15 protein-coding genes are annotated in these 18180 nt (G+C 42.1%); 9 read left to right on the forward strand and 6 right to left on the reverse strand.

What is annotated here, in order from left to right; genetic code table 11:
* The first annotated feature begins 13 nt into the window (after positions 1-13).
* A complete protein-coding gene (gene murA / locus CLV32_RS04920; RefSeq protein ID WP_133552964.1) occupies positions 14-1339 on the forward strand; it encodes a UDP-N-acetylglucosamine 1-carboxyvinyltransferase in 1326 nt (441 codons plus the stop codon).
* Between the two features lie 59 nt (positions 1340-1398).
* Here murA and CLV32_RS04925 read toward each other — a convergent pair whose 3' ends face one another.
* From CLV32_RS04925 to CLV32_RS04940, 4 genes are all read right to left on the reverse strand, one after another.
* Complete coding sequence (locus CLV32_RS04925; protein ID WP_133552966.1) at positions 1399-2760, reverse strand: pyridoxal-phosphate dependent enzyme; 1362 nt, start codon at positions 2758-2760, stop codon at positions 1399-1401.
* Between the two features lie 154 nt (positions 2761-2914).
* Entirely contained in the window at positions 2915-4006 is a 1092-nt protein-coding gene (dprA, locus tag CLV32_RS04930; RefSeq protein ID WP_133552968.1) for a DNA-processing protein DprA, read from the reverse strand.
* 46 nt (positions 4007-4052) lie between these two features.
* A complete protein-coding gene (rsmG, locus tag CLV32_RS04935) occupies positions 4053-4685 on the reverse strand; it encodes a 16S rRNA (guanine(527)-N(7))-methyltransferase RsmG (RefSeq protein WP_133552970.1) in 633 nt (210 codons plus the stop codon).
* Entirely contained in the window at positions 4676-5797 is a 1122-nt protein-coding gene (locus CLV32_RS04940) for a glycosyltransferase (protein WP_133552972.1), read from the reverse strand. The genes rsmG and CLV32_RS04940 overlap by 10 nt, the downstream gene beginning before the upstream one ends.
* A gap of 126 nt (positions 5798-5923) precedes the next feature.
* Between CLV32_RS04940 and tgt the strand changes: the two genes are divergently transcribed.
* The 5 genes from tgt to CLV32_RS04965 all read left to right on the forward strand — a co-directional run bounded on the left by tgt (position 5924) and on the right by CLV32_RS04965 (position 12485).
* Positions 5924-7054, forward strand: a complete 1131-nt coding sequence (gene tgt / locus CLV32_RS04945) for a tRNA guanosine(34) transglycosylase Tgt (protein ID WP_133552974.1) — start codon at positions 5924-5926, stop codon at positions 7052-7054.
* Positions 7055-8158 carry an LptF/LptG family permease gene (locus tag CLV32_RS04950; protein WP_133552976.1) on the forward strand — a complete coding sequence of 368 codons (1104 nt, stop codon included), beginning with the start codon at positions 7055-7057 and terminating at the stop codon, positions 8156-8158.
* A gap of 1 nt (position 8159) precedes the next feature.
* Positions 8160-9053 carry a DMT family transporter gene (locus CLV32_RS04955; RefSeq protein ID WP_133552978.1) on the forward strand — a complete coding sequence of 298 codons (894 nt, stop codon included), beginning with the start codon at positions 8160-8162 and terminating at the stop codon, positions 9051-9053.
* Positions 9054-9396: 343 nt separating this feature from the next.
* Positions 9397-12207 (forward strand): TolB-like translocation protein, encoded by a 2811-nt coding sequence (locus CLV32_RS04960; protein WP_133552980.1) that lies wholly within the window; start codon positions 9397-9399, stop codon positions 12205-12207.
* A gap of 2 nt (positions 12208-12209) precedes the next feature.
* A complete protein-coding gene (locus tag CLV32_RS04965) occupies positions 12210-12485 on the forward strand; it encodes a LapA family protein (protein ID WP_133552982.1) in 276 nt (91 codons plus the stop codon).
* On the opposite strand, the gene CLV32_RS04970 is transcribed toward CLV32_RS04965, so the two are convergent.
* On the reverse strand, positions 12482-12901 hold the full coding sequence (locus tag CLV32_RS04970) for an OsmC family protein (protein WP_133552984.1): 420 nt from the start codon (positions 12899-12901) through the stop codon (positions 12482-12484). The genes CLV32_RS04965 and CLV32_RS04970 overlap by 4 nt on opposite strands.
* A gap of 13 nt (positions 12902-12914) precedes the next feature.
* Entirely contained in the window at positions 12915-13718 is an 804-nt protein-coding gene (gene ispE, locus CLV32_RS04975; protein WP_133552986.1) for a 4-(cytidine 5'-diphospho)-2-C-methyl-D-erythritol kinase, read from the reverse strand.
* Positions 13719-13853: 135 nt separating this feature from the next.
* Between ispE and CLV32_RS04980 the strand changes: the two genes are divergently transcribed.
* From CLV32_RS04980 to secDF, 3 genes are all read left to right on the forward strand, one after another.
* Entirely contained in the window at positions 13854-14648 is a 795-nt protein-coding gene (locus CLV32_RS04980; protein ID WP_133552987.1) for a thymidylate synthase, read from the forward strand.
* Positions 14645-15130 carry a dihydrofolate reductase gene (locus CLV32_RS04985; RefSeq protein ID WP_133552989.1) on the forward strand — a complete coding sequence of 162 codons (486 nt, stop codon included), beginning with the start codon at positions 14645-14647 and terminating at the stop codon, positions 15128-15130. Before CLV32_RS04980 ends, CLV32_RS04985 begins: the two co-directional genes overlap by 4 nt.
* Positions 15131-15241: 111 nt before the next feature.
* Positions 15242-18175: a protein translocase subunit SecDF gene (gene secDF, locus CLV32_RS04990; RefSeq protein ID WP_133552991.1), complete on the forward strand. Its 2934-nt coding sequence runs from the start codon at positions 15242-15244 to the stop codon at positions 18173-18175.
* The last annotated feature ends 5 nt before the right edge of the window (positions 18176-18180 follow it).

Raw genomic sequence — 18180 nt, forward strand, 5'->3', positions numbered from 1 at the left:
AAAATTATCACGCATGAATGCATTTGAAATAATCGGCGGCAAAAAGCTAAAGGGTGAAATTCAACCCCAGGGAGCAAAGAATGAAGCCCTGCAGATCCTTTCTGCAGTTTTACTGACCGATCAAAAAATTACGATTAGCAATATTCCAGATATTAAAGATGTCAACAAACTCATCGAGTTATTAGGTGATCTGGGCGTTATTGTTGAACGTTTATCCAAAGACACCTATACATTCCAGGCAGCAGACATCAACCTCGGCTTCTTTGAATCTGAAACATTTAGGTCCAAAGGCGGGAGCTTAAGAGGCTCCATTATGATTGTGGGCCCTCTGCTGGGTCGCTTTGGAAGAGCTGCCATTCCTAAGCCGGGAGGTGATAAAATCGGACGCAGAAGGCTAGACACGCACTTTTTAGGTTTTGAAAAACTTGGAGCAAAATTTATCTACGACAGCAAAAAGGAATTCTTTAATGTCGATGCCACAAACTTACAAGGCGCCTATATTCTTCTGGATGAAGCATCTGTAACAGGAACGGCAAATATTGTGATGACTGCTGTACTTGCTAAAGGTACTACCACAATTTATAATGCCGCCTGCGAGCCATACCTTCAACAGTTATGCAAAATGTTGAACCGCATGGGTGCCAAGATTTCAGGCATCGGCTCTAACTTACTAACGATTGAGGGCGTAACTAAATTGGGTGGAACAGAGCACCGTATGCTTCCCGATATGATCGAAATTGGCTCTTTTATAGGACTGGCAGCCATGACAGAATCAGAAATTACCATTAAAAATGTGTGCTATTCTGAACTTGGCGTTATACCTGAAGTATTTCGCAAGCTGGGAATCCAATTCGAACTTAGGGGCGACGATATTTATATTCCTTCCCAAAAACACTATGTGATCGAGTCGTTTATCGATGGATCTATGCTTACTATTGCAGATTCACCATGGCCGGGCTTCACTCCGGATTTGCTTAGTATCGTGTTAGTTGTTGCTACCCAGGCGAAAGGCTCGGTATTGATTCATCAGAAAATGTTTGAAAGCAGGCTGTTCTTCGTTGATAAACTGATAGATATGGGTGCTCAGATCATATTATGTGATCCACACAGAGCCTCAGTTAACGGAATCAATAAAGCTTACAAATTAAGAGGAATTAGTATGACCTCTCCGGATATCAGAGCTGGTGTTTCCCTGCTTATTGCAGCACTTTCTGCTGAAGGGAAGTCTACAATCTATAATATCGAGCAGATTGAACGTGGCTATCAGGATATCGATATCAGACTTCGTGCATTAGGTGCCCAGATCAAAAGAGTCGAAGGATCTGGTCCAAGTCATTAGAAATATACAGACATAAAAAAAGCCCTTTAAGGGCTTTTTTTATGTCTTATTAATACTGGTTATCCAGAAATGGCATTGATGATATCGTACTGTGTAATGATGTCAAACTTACCATCAGCAGTCTCAACCAACACAGCACTGTTTTCTTTATTAATCAGTGTAGAAATTTTATCTATCGAAGTATTCATATCCACGAAAGGGAAAGTTGCCGACATAATTTCCTGAACCGGAGCAGATTTCAGAGACGGATTCTCCAATAAAGCTTTCAAAATGTCTCCTTCAGCAAGCTTTCCAACAACCATACCTTTTTGAGTGACTGGAATCTGTGAGATATTCAGCATGTTCATTGTATTAATAGCCTCAATAATTGTTTTCTCAAGATCAATTGTTATGATCTCCGCAGCCTCTTTTTTGGCTAGGATTGACTTCGCTGTTAGCTTCTCGTCGTTTAGGAAACCTCGTTCACGCAACCAATCTTCATTGTACATTTTCCCCATATAACGGCTGCCATGATCATGAAAAATAACGACAACCACATCTTCAGGCTTCAGCTTATCCTTCAGTTGAAGTAAACCAGCGATAGCAGAACCAGCAGAGTTACCAACAAAAATACCTTCTTTACGCGCAATATCACGTGTCATCAGTGCAGCATCTTTATCTGTTACTTTTTCAAACAGATCAATTACATCAAAATCAACGTTCTTAGGAAGAAAATCTTCTCCAATACCTTCAGTGATGTATGGATAAATCTCATTCTTATCCAGAATGCCTGTTTCTTTATACTTCTTAAATACAGAGCCATAAGTGTCTATACCCCATACCTTGATATTAGGATTCTGTTCTTTCAGGTATTTCCCGGTTCCAGAAATTGTACCCCCGGTACCAACACCAACAACAAGATGGGTAATCTTACCCTCTGTCTGTGCCCAGATTTCAGGACCTGTTTGTTCATAATGCGCCTGCGTATTAGCAAGGTTATCGTATTGATTTGGTTTCCAGGAATTAGGAACCTCACGCTCTAAACGTGACGAAACCGAATAGTATGACCTTGGATCCTCAGGCTCCACATTGGTAGGACAAACAATAACCTCTGCACCAAACGCGCGCAGGGCATCAACTTTCTCCTTTGACTGCTTATCTGTTGTAGTGAAAATACATTTGTAGCCTTTAATGATAGCCGCCATAGCCAATCCCATACCCGTATTACCAGAAGTACCTTCGATAATTGTACCTCCAGGCTTCAGTTTGCCGCTGCGCTCGGCATCCTCAATCATTTTAACCGCCATCCTGTCTTTGATAGAGTTTCCAGGGTTGGTTGTTTCTACTTTTGCCAGAACAGTAGCCTCAATTTCTTTAGTTATATTATTCAATTTTACCAGCGGAGTATTCCCGATGGTCTCCAATATATTGTTATACCACATAGTACAAAAGTACAGCTTGTAGTTTGATATTCTATTTATAAAATATAATTTGAAATTTAATTCTAAATAATATCAATATATAAAATTATATTTTAATCTAGTAGTTCAATAGACTACTTAACAGTCTTATATATTTCCAATGCCCAAATAATGATTAACCTTCTTTGTAAAGTTGTCCTGGTGAAAGTACAATCAGTCCCTGCATTTCCAGGCTCAGCAAATGCATGGTAAGTGTACTTTGTTTCACCTGGACGTGCTGAGCGATCTGATCAATCCTGGCAGGAGCAACATGGAGAAATCCGACTATTTTACGTTCCTCTTCAGTAAGCGCCTGCAATACGGAAAGCTCCAATTGTTTCACTTTAAGCTCTTTTTGCTCCCAGCTCATCATCTGTATCAGGTCTTCCGGATGATTAATGAGTCCTGCCCTATTTGTCTTGATCAGAAAATTACACCCTTGAGAATACACATCCGTACTGCGTCCGGGGAAAGCAAATACATCCCTGTTATAAGATCCGGCAAGCTCTGCAGTAATGAGCGCTCCGCCTTTTATAGCCGCCTCTACAACAATCGTGACATCTGCCATTCCGGCAATGATCCTGTTTCGCTTTGGAAAGTTTTCTTTGTCAGGGTTAGTGAATAACGGGAATTCAGTAAGAAGCCCCCCCTGATCAAGCATTTTGCCCGCAATGGATTCATGAAGGCGTGGATACATCCGGTCCAAGCCATGGCCCAAAATTCCTACCGTGGGCACATTTTGATTCAGGCATTCTTGATGTGCAGCCACATCTATCCCAAAGGCAAGTCCACTAACCACCAGCACATCGTACTGACGCAATGTTTCCAGTAACTGACGGCACAGCAGACGTCCGTAAGCACTTGCTTTTCGGGTTCCAACGATACTAACTACACGTTGACGGTTTAGATTCGCCTGCCCCTTATAATACATAATAATGGGCGCGTCATGGCATTCCCTTAACCGCGAAGGAAAGTCGGCATCGGTATAAAAAACTGGTTTAATCTGCCTTTTCTGAATCTCTATGAGGTCATTTTCAGCTTCTTTAAGGGCTTTGCCTGACTTAATTTCCCGAACTATCCCTACACCGATCCCAGGTGTAGCCAGCAAGTCAGCTGCGCTTGCCTGAAAGACAGCTTCGGCCGTGCCAAATGTCACCAATAAGTTCTTAGCAGTGATATGGCCAACATTTTTAATCAAACTCAGGCCAATCTGATGAATTGTACTCATCAGCTAAGTTAATCCGTTCAGATAGATATGTGGTAATAAATTTTACTTACTGCGGGATGTAAACCACGTATTTGGTATCGAAAAACTCTTCTTCAAAATAAGCAGAAAGTGGGTAAAGTTCAGCCTTGAGCCTGGATTCAGCAATCTCTTCAGCAAGGTCCCCCCCTTTAAGATATAAAATACCGTTCGCAACAGCGTTTTTGGAATTTTTATTAAACTTATCTTTAATCCAGGGATAAAAGTCGATAAGCCGAGTAACCGCCCTCGATACGACAAAATCATATTTATCTGGTACCTGCTCAGCACGCAGATGAGTGGCCGTTACGTTCTCCAACCCCAGCGCTGCAGCAACTTCAGTCACAACCTTGATTTTCTTTCCAATAGAATCGACCAGGTGAAACTGTGTCTCGGGAAACATAATGGCCAATGGAATTCCAGGAAATCCGCCGCCAGTGCCTACATCAAGGACTTTCTCTCCCGGTTTGAAGGTAATAAACTTAGCGATACCCAGTGAATGTAGGATATGCCTTTCATACAATTCATCTATATCTTTTCTTGATATCACATTGATCTGAGCATTCCAAAAGCTGTATAAATCATAAAGACGGTCAAAGCGTTCGATCTGCTGTTCGGTAAGATTTTTGAAATAATGCTGAATGATTATCGATTTTATTTCCACTGGATTTTTTTTACAAATATAGACAGAATGCCGTTAAAGACTAAGAAAACAAATAGCAGTATATCAAGAATTGGAAACCACCACACAAGTCCGGGATAACTCAGGCGCCTCAGCAATTTCGGATAAATGAAGGAACGGATAATCAGGCTCAGCACAAACAATGCAATCGCAGGCAACAGCAGCATCTTAAAAAAACAACAGGCTGCAAACGCAATATAATATAAGAACTGAAAAACGATCTGACTGGTAAGGATCACTTTATGTTTCGTTTTGTAAAGCTTTCCAGCTCCAAAATGCCTCTTTTTTTGCTTTAAATAAGCACCAAGGCTGGTATTCGGCTCACTCCATACCTGTGCATCCTTAGCAACTCTGATTACCGTATTTGTTGGTGTAGCATGCGCATTAACGAAAAGGTCATCATCACCAGAAGGAATGTGCATGTGTGCAGCAAAGCCCTTATTCTTAAAAAAAAGTGATTTCTGGTATGCCATATTGCGTCCTACACCCATGTATGGCATCCCTTTAATGGCAAAGGACAGATAATTTACAGCAGTAAAGAACGTTTCAAATCGAATCAGCGCATTCAATAAGCCGCTTTTATGCACATAAGGGGAATACCCAAGCATTAGCTCGGTATGCTCATCTGGAGGTTGCTGCATCTCCGAAAGCCAGTTTACAGAAGCTGGAAAACAGTCTGCATCCGTAAAAACAAGCCACTCGTGTGTTGCAGCCTTAATCCCCATAGTTACAGCGAACTTCTTCCCCGCAATAAACTTGGTACCCTCAGCAACAGTAACAACCTTTAAACGACTATAGTCTTTTGCAAATTGCTCCAGAAGTTCTTCCGTTCCATCCCAAGACCTGTCATTTACAACAACAACCTCAAAATCAGGATAATCCTGCGCCAGAACCTGCGGCAGAAACCCAGTCAGATTTTTGGCCTCATTACGGGCACAAATAATGACAGTGATCGGTTTTTGCGGTGTGGGCAATGGCTCTTCCGATTTATAAGTTAGTAACCTAAGGTGCACAAACAAGCTGAAATACAGCTGTACGATAAAACAAAAAATGAATACGCCCGCAAGGCAGAGCTCTACTAAAGTTAATTCCACGAATGATTTTTTGAAGGGTCAAATTTCTGATTTTTAATCTGTAATGTTCGTTTATGTTGATAAAAAATTTAAGCCCGTAATCACGCGTTTTTTCTTACTTTTGACAGATTTTTTGATAGAATTAATATGAAATTTAGCTTACAAGCGCAAGATCCCCATTCCAAAGCAAGGGCAGGAACAGTTACGACAGCCCATGGCGATATACAAACACCCATATTTATGCCTGTTGGAACGGCAGGTACCGTGAAAGCGGTACATCAGCGTGAGCTTAAAGACGACATTAATGCCCAGATCATCCTTGGAAACACCTATCACCTCTACCTTAGGCCGGGACTGGGTATCCTTGAAAATGCAGGCGGACTCCATAAATTCATCGGCTGGGATCGCCCTATCCTGACAGACAGCGGCGGCTATCAGGTTTACTCCTTGAGTAAAGTAAGGAAGATCAAGGAAGAAGGTGTAACCTTCCGTTCTCATATTGATGGTTCGAAACACCTGTTCACACCAGAATATGCGATGGATATTCAGCGCACCATCGGAGCAGATATCATCATGGCTTTCGATGAATGCACCCCCTATCCCTGTGATTATAAATATGCCGCTGCATCGATCAACATGACCCACAGGTGGCTTAAGCGCTGCTGTGCACGTGTAGACTCAACATCTCCAAAATACGGCTTTGAACAAACACTTTTCCCGATCGTACAGGGATCAGTATATAAGGACTTGCGCGTAAAATCTGCTGAATTTATCGCTTCTATGAACCGCGAGGGAAACGCCATTGGCGGACTTTCTGTAGGTGAACCAGCGGAAGAGATGTATGGCATGACCGAGGTGGTCTGTGATATCCTGCCCGAAGATAAACCGCGATACCTGATGGGCGTAGGAACCCCCATCAACATACTGGAAAACATAGCTTTAGGTGTAGACATGTTCGATTGTGTAATGCCAACGAGAAATGCTAGAAATGGCATGCTGTTTACCAGAAATGGAATCATTAATATCGGCAACAAAAAGTGGGAAGACGATCATTCTCCACTGGATGCCGAAAGTGACCTATTCGCAGATCAAGTCTATTCAAAGGCTTACTTAAGACACTTAATGCACTCCAAAGAGATTTTAGGCGCGCAAATTGCAACCCTGCACAATTTAAACTTCTATTTGTGGTTAGTTAATCAGGCGAGAGAAAAGATCATTGACGGGACTTTTTACGACTGGAAGAACAAGATGGTTAAGGTATTAGGTCAAAAACTATAGATGCAGCTGGGTACAAACAGATTAAAAATTATTGACAGGTATATCATCGGGAAGTATCTGGGTACATTTATTTATACCCTATCTATCTTCGTGGTGATTATTATTATCTTTGATTTGTCGGAAAAACTCGATGACTTCCTCGGCAATAATCTGAATTTATGGCAGGTAATCACATTATACTATGCCGGATCTATTCCTTTCTATATCAACATGTTGTCGCCGCTTATCAATTTTATCGCGGTGATCTTCTTTACGGCTAAGATGGCTGATCAAACTGAAATCGTCCCTATTTTAAGCGGCGGAGTCAGTTTCAACAGATTTCTTAAACCCTACTTCATCTCAGCCTTCATCATTTTCAGCGCCAATCTGGCGTCAAACCTGTTTATTCTTCCATATACCAACAAAATCAAGAACAACTTCGAGAATAACTACATTAAGAAAAACGATCCTTTCATCAAAAACCAGATTCATATGAAGCTGGATGACCATACTTATATATCTATCGGGGGATTTGACAACAGAACCAATATTGGCTCTCAGTTTAGGCTGGAGCACTTTAACGGCGATGAAATGCGTCAGAAAATCGTTGCAGATGTGATCGCCTGGGACTCTGTTAAGCGCTCCTGGAAGATCTCCAACTATACAGTCAGGAATATAGATGGCCTTAAAGAGACCTTTGTCACCGGTGGGGACAAGAAAAAAGATACCATACTGGATATGAAGCCGGATGACTTTTCCGCCTACGATAACGTCTTCGAAAACATGAGTAATACTGAACTTCGTGATAAAATCAAAAAGGAAAATATCCGCGGCTCGGGCATCATGAGTGACTTACTGTTCGAGCAGTACAAACGTTATTTACAGCCACTATCAGCCTTCGTACTGACATTAATTGGTGTAGCCCTCTCATCACGCAAGGTTAGAGGTGGCGTAGGGCTACCGCTCGGAATGGGCATTTTCCTGAGTTTCGCCTACATAGTATTGAATCAATTTGCCAAGATGTTCTCGTTAAAAGGGGGTATTCCGCCCCTGTTAGCAGTCTTAATACCCACCATATTTTTCGGAGTACTCGGCTTGATTTTACTTCGCAAAGCCCCCAAATAACATGCTTAAAACCCCGCCAGTCTCAGCCACGAAAAACCTCATTATCCTTCATTTGACAGTTTTTATTTGGGGCTTTACCGGCATACTGGGAGAGCTTATTTCGATTAACGCAGTACAGATGGTCTGGTACCGTGTGGGCATCGCAAGCATCACACTTTTCCTCTATTTCAGCCTCACAAAAACAAGTCTTCTGATCAGCAAGAAACAGTTCTTGCAGTTCTTCTTTACAGGTAGTATTGTAGCCCTGCACTGGATACTTTTTTTCCATGCCATCAAGGTTTCGACAGTATCTGTCACACTGGTTTGTTTATCCTCATTTACCCTCTTTACAGCAGTACTTGAGCCCCTCATAAAACGAGTTAAAATGGAGCCCGGAGATATTGTTGTCGGACTCATAATCATTGCCGGAATCTATCTTATTTTCAAGTTCGAAACAAGCTATACAAGTGGCATTATTTTTGGCTTATCGGCTGCGCTCGCATCGAGTCTTTTCTCCATTATCAACTCCACGCTGGTACAAAAAACCGATGCGGCAATCATTGGATTTTACGAGATTTTGGGTGCCTTTTTCTGGATCTCGCTCTATCGATTTTTTGACCATTCACTACAAACAGAACAATTCAACCTAAGTGCACACGATTGGATTTACCTGTTTATTCTAGGTACCATCTGCACGGCACTGGCCTACGTTGCAGGGGTGTCGGTAATGCGCGTATTGTCGGCTTTCAGAGTCGCGCTCATCACCAATCTCGAGCCCGTTTACGGCATCATCCTAGCCTTCATTTTCTTTGGAAATAAGGAGACCATGACCACTGGTTTTTACTTCGGAGCAGCTCTGATACTTGGCTCTGTTTTTGGTTATCCCATTTACAAAAAACGCAAAAATAGAGCTTAGTTTTCGAACCCAACAAGGGTAGGAGGGATAGCTGAATCCTGAATCGCAGCGCAAAATTCGTTATACACATCGAGGAATTATTCTAAAAAAATGCAAAAGAATTTGCCGTAAATAGTGTACCTTAAGAGCTGAATTCAATCAATAGAAAAATTAATTAAAAAAGAAGATGATATGTCATACAATTTCCAATAAATCTATCGAAAAACAATGCTTTTATAGATTTATACAAAAACTATAACTACATTCATAATCAGATTTATATAACTACATAATTACCATAATACTTCACTTGTAAAAATCAAAAACACGTTTTAAAAACTAAAAATATTAGCATTTCGCATTAATGAAGCATTTTAATAAACATAAGTATATTTTTTTCAGATATTTAACCCTATCTATATTAATATTAATTTCACATGTTTCTTTTGGGCAATTATTTGGAGGGGAACAAAACCCGCTTAGTGTAAACTGGCGGCAGATTAATACTGGCGGCTTCAAAATCATCTTCCCTGCCGAACTGGAAACCGAGGCTCAAAGGATGGCCAATACAATCGGGCACATTTTCCCCTATGAGGGGGCCAGCCTCGGCCTACGCAAAACCACCCTTCCCATCGTGTTCCAGAACCGTGGCGTGATCGCAAATGGCTTTGTTCAGCTGGGTCCTAAAAAGTCAGAATTCAACACCACTCCACCGCAGCAATTCGATAGTCAGGACTGGCTAAATAATCTCGCTGTCCATGAGCTCCGGCACGCCGCACAGTTCGACAAACTTACCAGCGGCCGAGCCTACCCTTTTCCTGAAGAAGTCTACTTTGCCTGGATGGGTGCAAGTATCCCATTGTGGTTTTTTGAAGGCGATGCCGTAAGCACAGAAACCTCCCTGAGTCAATCGGGTCGCGGACGCCAGCCAGCATGGATCATGCCTTACCGAACAAGCCTGCTCAGTGGCGAAAAATTCTCTTATAGCAAGGCCAACTTCGGCTCCCAAAAAGACGTCACTCCTGGCTATTATCAACTCGGATATCTCATGAGTTCCCTGATTAGAAAAAATGCTGGAAAAGCAATTTTCGACAGTCTGCTAACTGATATTAAAAACCGACCGTTAAGGCTCTATCCTTTCTCAAAAAGTCTGCGCAAATTTTCCGGTAAAACAAGTCCGCAATGGTATCGGTACACCAGCGAAATCCTGAATGAAAAATGGCTCGATCAGGACGGACTTCAACCCCACCAGACCTACACCTTGCTGAACAAGAAAGCAGGGTATGCGACAGACTATTTTATGCCGGTTGAGCTTCCTGATGGAAGGGTGCTGACCCTGAAACAGAGCAAAGCAAAAACGGCCCGGTTCATCACAATTGACAGCAACAAAAGAGAACACACACTACTTGCTATCGGCTATCAGGAGCAACCCTGGTTCAGCTACGCGAACGGAGTGATCGTATGGGACGAGATCAGATACGACCCACGATTCAGGCAACGCAGCTACAGCGTCATCTGCCGCTACGAAATTGCAACAGGAAAATTCAATACACTCAGTCGCCGCTCCCGCCTCTTCTCTCCTTCCCTCTCATCAGATGCAACAAAAATCATTACAGTCTCAGTGGACCTAAGCAATCGGGTTGCGCTCACCGAAATCGATGCCCTTACCGGAAAAATCAGTTTTGTCTATCCAAACGCAGAAAACCTGATGTTGCAAACTCCTTCGTTTAATGAGGCCGGAAATACCATCACCTACATTTCCGTTTCAGAAAAAGGAAAGTCACTCTGGACAGCAACAAAATCAGGTAGAAAAACGCTTTTAATTGGAAATTCAAGACAGCAATTAAGCAGGCCAGTATTTTATTCCAAAGGAATCGCGTTTAACGCTCATTACAGCGGTATCGATAACATCTACAACATAGACACTGCCTCCAGAAAGATAAGCGTTCTGAGCGCCTCTAAATTCGGCGCCTTCAATTTCAATCCAGCCAGAAACAAAGATCAGTTTGTATTTAACGATTATGGGCTTCGTGGCTATGAAGTGGCCACTTCAGACTTGATACCTGACACGCTGGGTCAGAATCACTTTGTATTTTTCGGTGCGGAGGCGGCGGCACAGGAAAATGCCGGCCATATCTTTGAAAATATTCCCGACAGCAATTACCTCAGCACCCCTTACCGCAAACTCGGTCACCTCATTAACATCCACAGCGTCATTCCGGTTATTGAAAATGACTATATCGGCGGATTGCAACTGCGATCAAACAATCTGCTTAACACCATGGATTCCTATGCTGGCGTAAATTATTACCGCGACCTGCGTCGCTTTGAATACAATGCAGGCGTCTCGTTAAAAAGTTTCTACCCCATTTTTACCGCCAACTATAGCAACAGACCCAAAAGAACATTCTACAACACAAACAAAGGCATGCAACAGGGCGACTGGCGCGAAAACTATACTTCCCTGAGCGCACTCATCCCAGTTAACCTAAATGCCCTGAACAACAACTATGGATTGTCAGCCTCGGTTGCTACCAGCTACACCCAGCGGTACGCTGCTGAGAATATGCCCTCAAATTTTATTACGAGCCTCAATTTCCCAATGACCTACGGTATCACGTTATCACACAGCATCCGTCAGGCAGAGCGCGATATTGCCCCGCAATGGGGACAGATCCTCAGGTTTCGTTACCTTCACCAGCCGTTCGACAACAATCTTGCTGGAAGTCTTTTTTCAGCCGAAAGCTTCGCCTATTTTCCAGGTCTTGCAAAAAACCATAGCTTCCTGGCCAGCTTCAATTACCAGCAGGCATCAGGTGTTAGGAGATACAATGTGGAAATTAATACCGTTTACGGATACAATAACATCCTCGCTAAAAGCAAGCTCATCAACACTTTACTATTCAACTACAGGTTCCCTATTGCTTTTCCCGATGCAGAAGTCGGACCACTGGCATACATCAGAAACATTAGGGGTGGCATCTTTCTCCATTACGAAAACATCGGCAATGAAACCACGCTCGCGCAACCGAAAACCTTTGGAATGGAATTTCACAGCGACATGAATTTATTGAGATACCAGCCACTTGTCGACGTGGGCACGAGATTTGTATTCATCAACCAGAGCTACCATCAAAAACCAATTGTAGAATTTTTTGTTAATTATACCTTCTAAAAATGACCGCCAAAACAGTTTTCATCATTCTATTCACCGCCATCATTACGATTTTCCTGGTGATTAACACAGACGCCGTAGAATTCAACTTCCTCGTAGACAAAGTCAACATCTCTAAACTCGTTGTGATTGGTGTGTGTACCCTAATCGGTTTCGTGCTCGGTTTTATTGCCGGTAAACCAAAACGCACCTATAGCAGCTACGACGACCATGCAGAGGTAGTAGAAGTACCTGCAAAATCAGCACTGAGTGATGAAGACAAAGATTATATCAGCTAGGAAGCTGAGATTTCGTAACTGAATTTGATCTCGGCTGACCGGCCGAGTATATTAGATACCGAGCAGTATTTGTCGAAAGTAAGCGCGAGTGCACGTTCGACTTTCTGTGGATTTAAAGCACCAGAAAGTATAAAATGGATGTTGATCACATCAAAAATTGGTGGCATCTCTTCATCCTTCCTGCTCGCCCTGATCGAAATACGGATATCATCCAATGGCTCTTTTTGCTTAGTCAGCACATTTACCATATCTATCCCACTACACCCCCCAAGACCAACCAAAAGCATCTCCATTGGCCTGAATCCTTTGCCTGTCCCACCAATCTCCGGCTTAGCATCAAGCTCAACGGTCTGACCCATTGCGTTCTCGGCTTCAAAATTAAATTTATCGTTTTTCCTGATCAGGTTAATTTCCATGGGAAGATTCATTTTAAACGTTGTAATATACCCGATTGTTAACTTCAAGATCGGGTAATGAGATTTGATGCTCAAATATAGCAAATACACAGGCCCCACTGCCACTCATCGCAGCATATACGGCGCCATGTTCATACAATTTGTTTTTGATATGACCAATCTCAGGAAATTCCTTAAAAACCGAAATTTCAAAATCATTGGTCACACTATCCTTCCAACTGCTTACCGGTAAAGTAATATTGACCTTCAGGTCAGCACTTCGTTTTACTGGCTTAACACCGGCGTAGGCAACTGCGGTCGAGACATGTATAGGTGGCATCACCAGCACAATGCAGTAAGCTGACAAATCCAGCTCAACATCTTCAAACTGATCACCCTTATCAAAAGCAAACACTGGTGTGTTACGGACAAAGAAAGCACAATCAGCACCAAGTTGCCTGGCATAATCTTCCATTTCAGCCACCGACAATCCAATATTAAACCGCTCGTTCAATAATTTTATCAGAAATGCCGCATCTGCAGACCCCCCACCCAATCCTGCACCAACAGGGATGTTCTTTAGCAAAGTAATCTGCTGCGCAGGGAGGTTATGGTCTTGCTGGAGTAACCTGAAGGCCTTCACACAGATATTATCCATTTCATTACCAGCAAAAGAGATTCCCTTAACCACGCAATGTAATTCCTCAGCATCCGTAATTTCTATAACATCGTGAAGCCGCACAGGATAAAAAACAGTCTCCAGGTTATGATACCCATCGGCGCGCTTCTCTGTGATGTTTAGTCCAATATTGATTTTGGCATTGGCAAATGCAAGCATATCTGTCTGTTAATATAGAATACGCAAACTTAAAAATACTAATGCAGCCACAAACGTTATTTTGATTTAATTTTAATATTTTTCATGTTCTGCCAGCGAATAAAATGATAGTTTTGTGTTTCGCTAATTAAGATCATGAAACAATATTTAGATTTGATGCAGCATGTACTCGATCATGGTGCGCAGAAACATGACCGTACCGGAACGGGCACAATCAGCGTGTTTGGCTACCAGATGCGCTTTAACCTAGCCGAGGGCTTCCCCATGGTGACCACAAAAAAATTGCATTTAAAGTCCATCATACACGAACTGATCTGGTTTCTTTCAGGAGATACCAATATCAGGTACCTTAAAGAAAATAACGTTAAAATCTGGGATGAATGGGCCGACGAAAATGGCGACCTGGGTCCTGTTTACGGATCTCAATGGCGGTCGTGGCCAACCCCCGAAGGTGGCACCATAGATCAGATTGCCAAAATCGTTGATACCATCAAAAACAATCCTGATTCCAGAAGGATCATTGTATCTGCATGGAATGTAGCCGAAATCGACAGCATGGCGCTCCCACCCTGTCATGCATTCTTTCAGTTTTATGTAGCCGATGGAAAATTGAGCTGTCAGCTTTATCAGCGCAGTGCCGATATATTTCTGGGTGTTCCATTTAATATTGCATCTTATGCCCTGCTCACCATGATGGTGGCACAGGTATGTGATCTTGAATATGGCGACTTCATCCATACCCTCGGAGATGCGCACCTGTACAACAACCATATCGAACAGGCTAAACTACAGTTGAGCCGTACCGAGAAACTCCTTCCAACGATGAAGTTGAATCCTGATGTGAAGAACCTGTTCGACTTTAAGTTTGAGGATTTCACGCTCGAAAATTATGATCCACATCCACATATCAAAGGAGCAGTAGCCGTATGATCGTTTCCATCATTGTAGCCATAGCCGAGAACAACGCCATTGGCAAAGACAACAAACTTCTGTGGAAACTGCCCACAGACCTGAAACATTTTAAAACGATTACCAGTGGACATACTGTGATCATGGGAAGAAAAACCTTTGACTCTATGGGCAAGGCCCTGCCAAACCGCAGAAATATCGTGGTTACCCGCCAGGAAGATCTGCTGATTATAGGAGCAGAGGTCACAAATACCATAGAACACGCATTAGCCCTTTGTGCACATGAGGAAGAAGTTTTCATTATCGGCGGAGCACAGATCTATACCCAGGCTTTAAGCCTGACAAACAGGATCTACCTTACCGTAGTACACGAAAATTATGATGCCGATACGTTCTTCCCGGAGCTTGATCGCAGTAAATGGACAGTTGTGAGCTCCGAAAGCCACCTTCCTGATGAGAAAAACGAGGTTGCATTCACTTTTGAGACGCTTGAAAGCAAATAGTTGACCCTCAAAATAAAAACTCAAATAAGGCAGTCTATAAATTAAAAATTTAATTAGATTTGCCGACTTGTTAAAAAAAATTATACCAGATACAATAATTACAAACAACAAATGCAAGGTAAAGGTTTTATAAAATTTATGGCAATACTCTTAGGTATTGTCTGTGTGTATTCTCTCTCGTTCAATTTCGTTACCTCGAACGTAGAAAAAAATGCGAAAGCATATGCTAAAGGCGATCCTATCAAAGAGAGAGCCTATTTAGATTCTATGGCTACTGTGCCGGTTTATCCAGTATTCGGTTTCAACTACGAATTCTGTAAATCAAAAGAAATCAATTTAGGTCTTGACTTAAAAGGTGGTATGAACGTGACCATGGAGATTTCTTTGGCCGAGTTGGTAAAATCTCTTGCGAACAACCCTACTGATGCAAATTTCAATCAGGCTGTGTCAAATGCACAAACTGAATTGAACGCTGGCGGAAAAGATTTCATCAGCCTGTTTGTAAACAACTATGAAAAATTAAGCCCTAACGGCAAACTTGCAGATTTCTTTGCAACTCAGGATAACGCACAGCAGTTAAAAGGCGATGCGAGCAATGCTGAAGTAAAAAGCTATTTGTCAAAAGAAGCGACCAGCGCAATCGACCGTTCATTCATCATCATCAGAAGTCGTATCGACGGATTTGGTGTTGTGAGTCCGAACATGCAAAAACAGGAAGGTACAAACCGTATCCTGATCGAGATGCCAGGTGTACAGGACAAAGAAAGAATTCACAAATTGCTTCAAGGTTCTGCAGAATTACAATTCTGGCAAGTATATCAAAATGAAGAAGTGTATAGCGTGATGGAGAACATCAACAAGACACTTGCTTCAACTTTGAAAGACACTACCGCAACAGCTGTAAAAGATACTGCTGCTAAAACTGAAAGTAAACTTGCTGGTCTTGGTAAAAAAACCGACACCAAAGATTCTGTTGCTAAACAACTAGAGGCTACAAAAAACAATCCGTTGTTCGCTGTTCTGAACGTCCCAACCTATACAGGTCAAAACGGACAACCAGCTTTACGCCCGGGACCAGTTGTTGGATGGACTGCACAAAAAGATACTGCAAAAGTAAACAGCTACCTGAAAAGACCTGAAATTGCTTCTATCGTTCCTTCGAGCTTCAAATTTATGTGGAGTGTTAAGCCTATCGAAGGTTCTAAAGTTTTTGAATTATATGCAATCAAAGTTACCTCTGCCGATGGCAAACCAGATTTAGGTGGCGATGCAATCAGCGATGCCCGTCATGATTACGATCAAAAAGGCAAACCTGAAGTAACCATGTACATGACTGGTGACGGTGCTGCTAAATGGAAAAAAATCACTGCTGAAGCATCTGCTGATCCAAACAATAAAAAATCGATTGCTATTGTCCTTGACAATGCAGTATACTCTGCTCCTACGGTTCAAAATGAAATCCCTAACGGTATTTCTTCTATCACAGGTAACTTCACTGTAAACGATACTCAAGATTTATCAAACATCTTAAAAGCTGGTAAACTTCCTGCTCCTGCACGCATTGTGGGTGAGTTCGTTGTTGGTCCATCTTTAGGACAAGCTGCTATCGATAACGGTTTGTTATCTTTCGTACTTGCATTTGTGGTGATCCTGATCTTTATGGCCTTGTATTATAACAAAGCAGGATGGGTAGCCAACTTAGCTTTGTTGATCAACCTGTTCTTCATAATGGGTATCCTGGTTTCTCTGGGTGCAGTATTAACGTTGCCGGGTATCGCAGGTATCATTCTCGTAATCGGTTTATCTGTTGATGCGAACATCCTGATCTTTGAAAGGGTCAGAGAAGAATTGCTGCAAGGAAAAAGCACTGCATTAGCCATCAAAGAAGGTTTCAAACACGCAATGCCTTCTATTATTGACTCAAACGTTACGATCTTAATCCTGGGTATCATCCTTTACATCTTCGGAAGCGGACCAGTACAAGGATTTGCTACTACGCTATGTATCGGTATCCTTTCTTCATTGTTCTGTGCCGTATTGATCTCCCGTCTGGTATTCGAAGGTTTGTTGAACAAAAACAGCAACATCACTTTCGGTAACAGCGTAACTTTACATGCCTTCAAAAACATTGCCTTCAACTTCGTTGGACGCAGAAAGATCTACTATATCATTTCTTCAGTTATCATTTTAGCAGGTATAGGAATGTACTTCAAAAATGGTGGACTGAGATTGGGTATCGACTTCAAAGGAGGTCGCTATTACATTGTACATTTCGATAAAGGAATGAACACTGAAGATGTAAAAGCAAAACTGACTCCGTATTTTGATAACGAAGCTCCAGAAGTTAAAACTGCAGGTCAGGCAAACGAACTTAAAATCACAACAACATTCCACATCTCTGATCCTGCATTGAATGCTGATAAAGTTGTAGAAGACGCTTTGAGAGCTGGTTTGGCTAAAACTGATACCAAATACACCATTGAGAGTAACCAGAAAGTTGGACCTATCATTGCAAGTGACTTAGTTTACAGTGCTTACGGCGCAATCTTGTTCTCATGTCTGATTATGTTTGTATACATCATCGTGAGGTTTAAGAAACTCAACTATGGCTTGGGTGCCGTAATTGCACTCTTCCATGATGTACTGCTGGTATTATCATTCTATACTATCCTTGATGGCGTGCTTCCTTTCTCTCTGGAGATCGGTCAGGATTTCATCGCTGCGATCTTAACGGTAATGTCTTACACCATGACTGAAACAGTTGTTGTATTCGACAGGATTCGTGAGAAACTTGCTGAAACAGGTAAAGAGGATATTCATGGCGAAGAACGTAATACAGTAATCAACTTTGCACTAAACAGCACTTTGAGCAGAACAATCCTGACTTCATTGACAGTATTCTTCGTATTGCTTGTGATCTTCATCTTCGGTGGAGACAGTATCAGAGGATTCATCTTCGCTTTATTGCTTGGACGTGTAATCGGTACTTACTCATCATTATGTATCTCTACACCAATCGTAGTAGATTTAGGAAAATCAAAATAGGAAGT

The sequence above is a fragment of the Pedobacter duraquae genome, assembly GCF_004362245.1.
GTDB lineage: Bacteria > Bacteroidota > Bacteroidia > Sphingobacteriales > Sphingobacteriaceae > Pedobacter > Pedobacter duraquae.

Coding starts and splice junctions, on each gene's coding strand:
- murA (WP_133552964.1), top strand. CDS start 14: ATGAATGCATTTGAAATAATCGGCGGCAAAAAGCTAAAGGGTGAAATT.
- CLV32_RS04925 (WP_133552966.1), bottom strand. CDS start 2,760: ATGTGGTATAACAATATATTGGAGACCATCGGGAATACTCCGCTGGTA.
- dprA (WP_133552968.1), bottom strand. CDS start 4,006: ATGAGTACAATTCATCAGATTGGCCTGAGTTTGATTAAAAATGTTGGC.
- tgt (WP_133552974.1), top strand. CDS start 5,924: ATGAAATTTAGCTTACAAGCGCAAGATCCCCATTCCAAAGCAAGGGCA.
- CLV32_RS04950 (WP_133552976.1), top strand. CDS start 7,055: ATGCAGCTGGGTACAAACAGATTAAAAATTATTGACAGGTATATCATC.
- CLV32_RS04955 (WP_133552978.1), top strand. CDS start 8,160: ATGCTTAAAACCCCGCCAGTCTCAGCCACGAAAAACCTCATTATCCTT.
- CLV32_RS04960 (WP_133552980.1), top strand. CDS start 9,397: ATGAAGCATTTTAATAAACATAAGTATATTTTTTTCAGATATTTAACC.
- CLV32_RS04965 (WP_133552982.1), top strand. CDS start 12,210: ATGACCGCCAAAACAGTTTTCATCATTCTATTCACCGCCATCATTACG.
- CLV32_RS04970 (WP_133552984.1), bottom strand. CDS start 12,901: ATGGAAATTAACCTGATCAGGAAAAACGATAAATTTAATTTTGAAGCC.
- ispE (WP_133552986.1), bottom strand. CDS start 13,718: ATGCTTGCATTTGCCAATGCCAAAATCAATATTGGACTAAACATCACA.
- CLV32_RS04980 (WP_133552987.1), top strand. CDS start 13,854: ATGAAACAATATTTAGATTTGATGCAGCATGTACTCGATCATGGTGCG.
- CLV32_RS04985 (WP_133552989.1), top strand. CDS start 14,645: ATGATCGTTTCCATCATTGTAGCCATAGCCGAGAACAACGCCATTGGC.
- secDF (WP_133552991.1), top strand. CDS start 15,242: ATGCAAGGTAAAGGTTTTATAAAATTTATGGCAATACTCTTAGGTATT.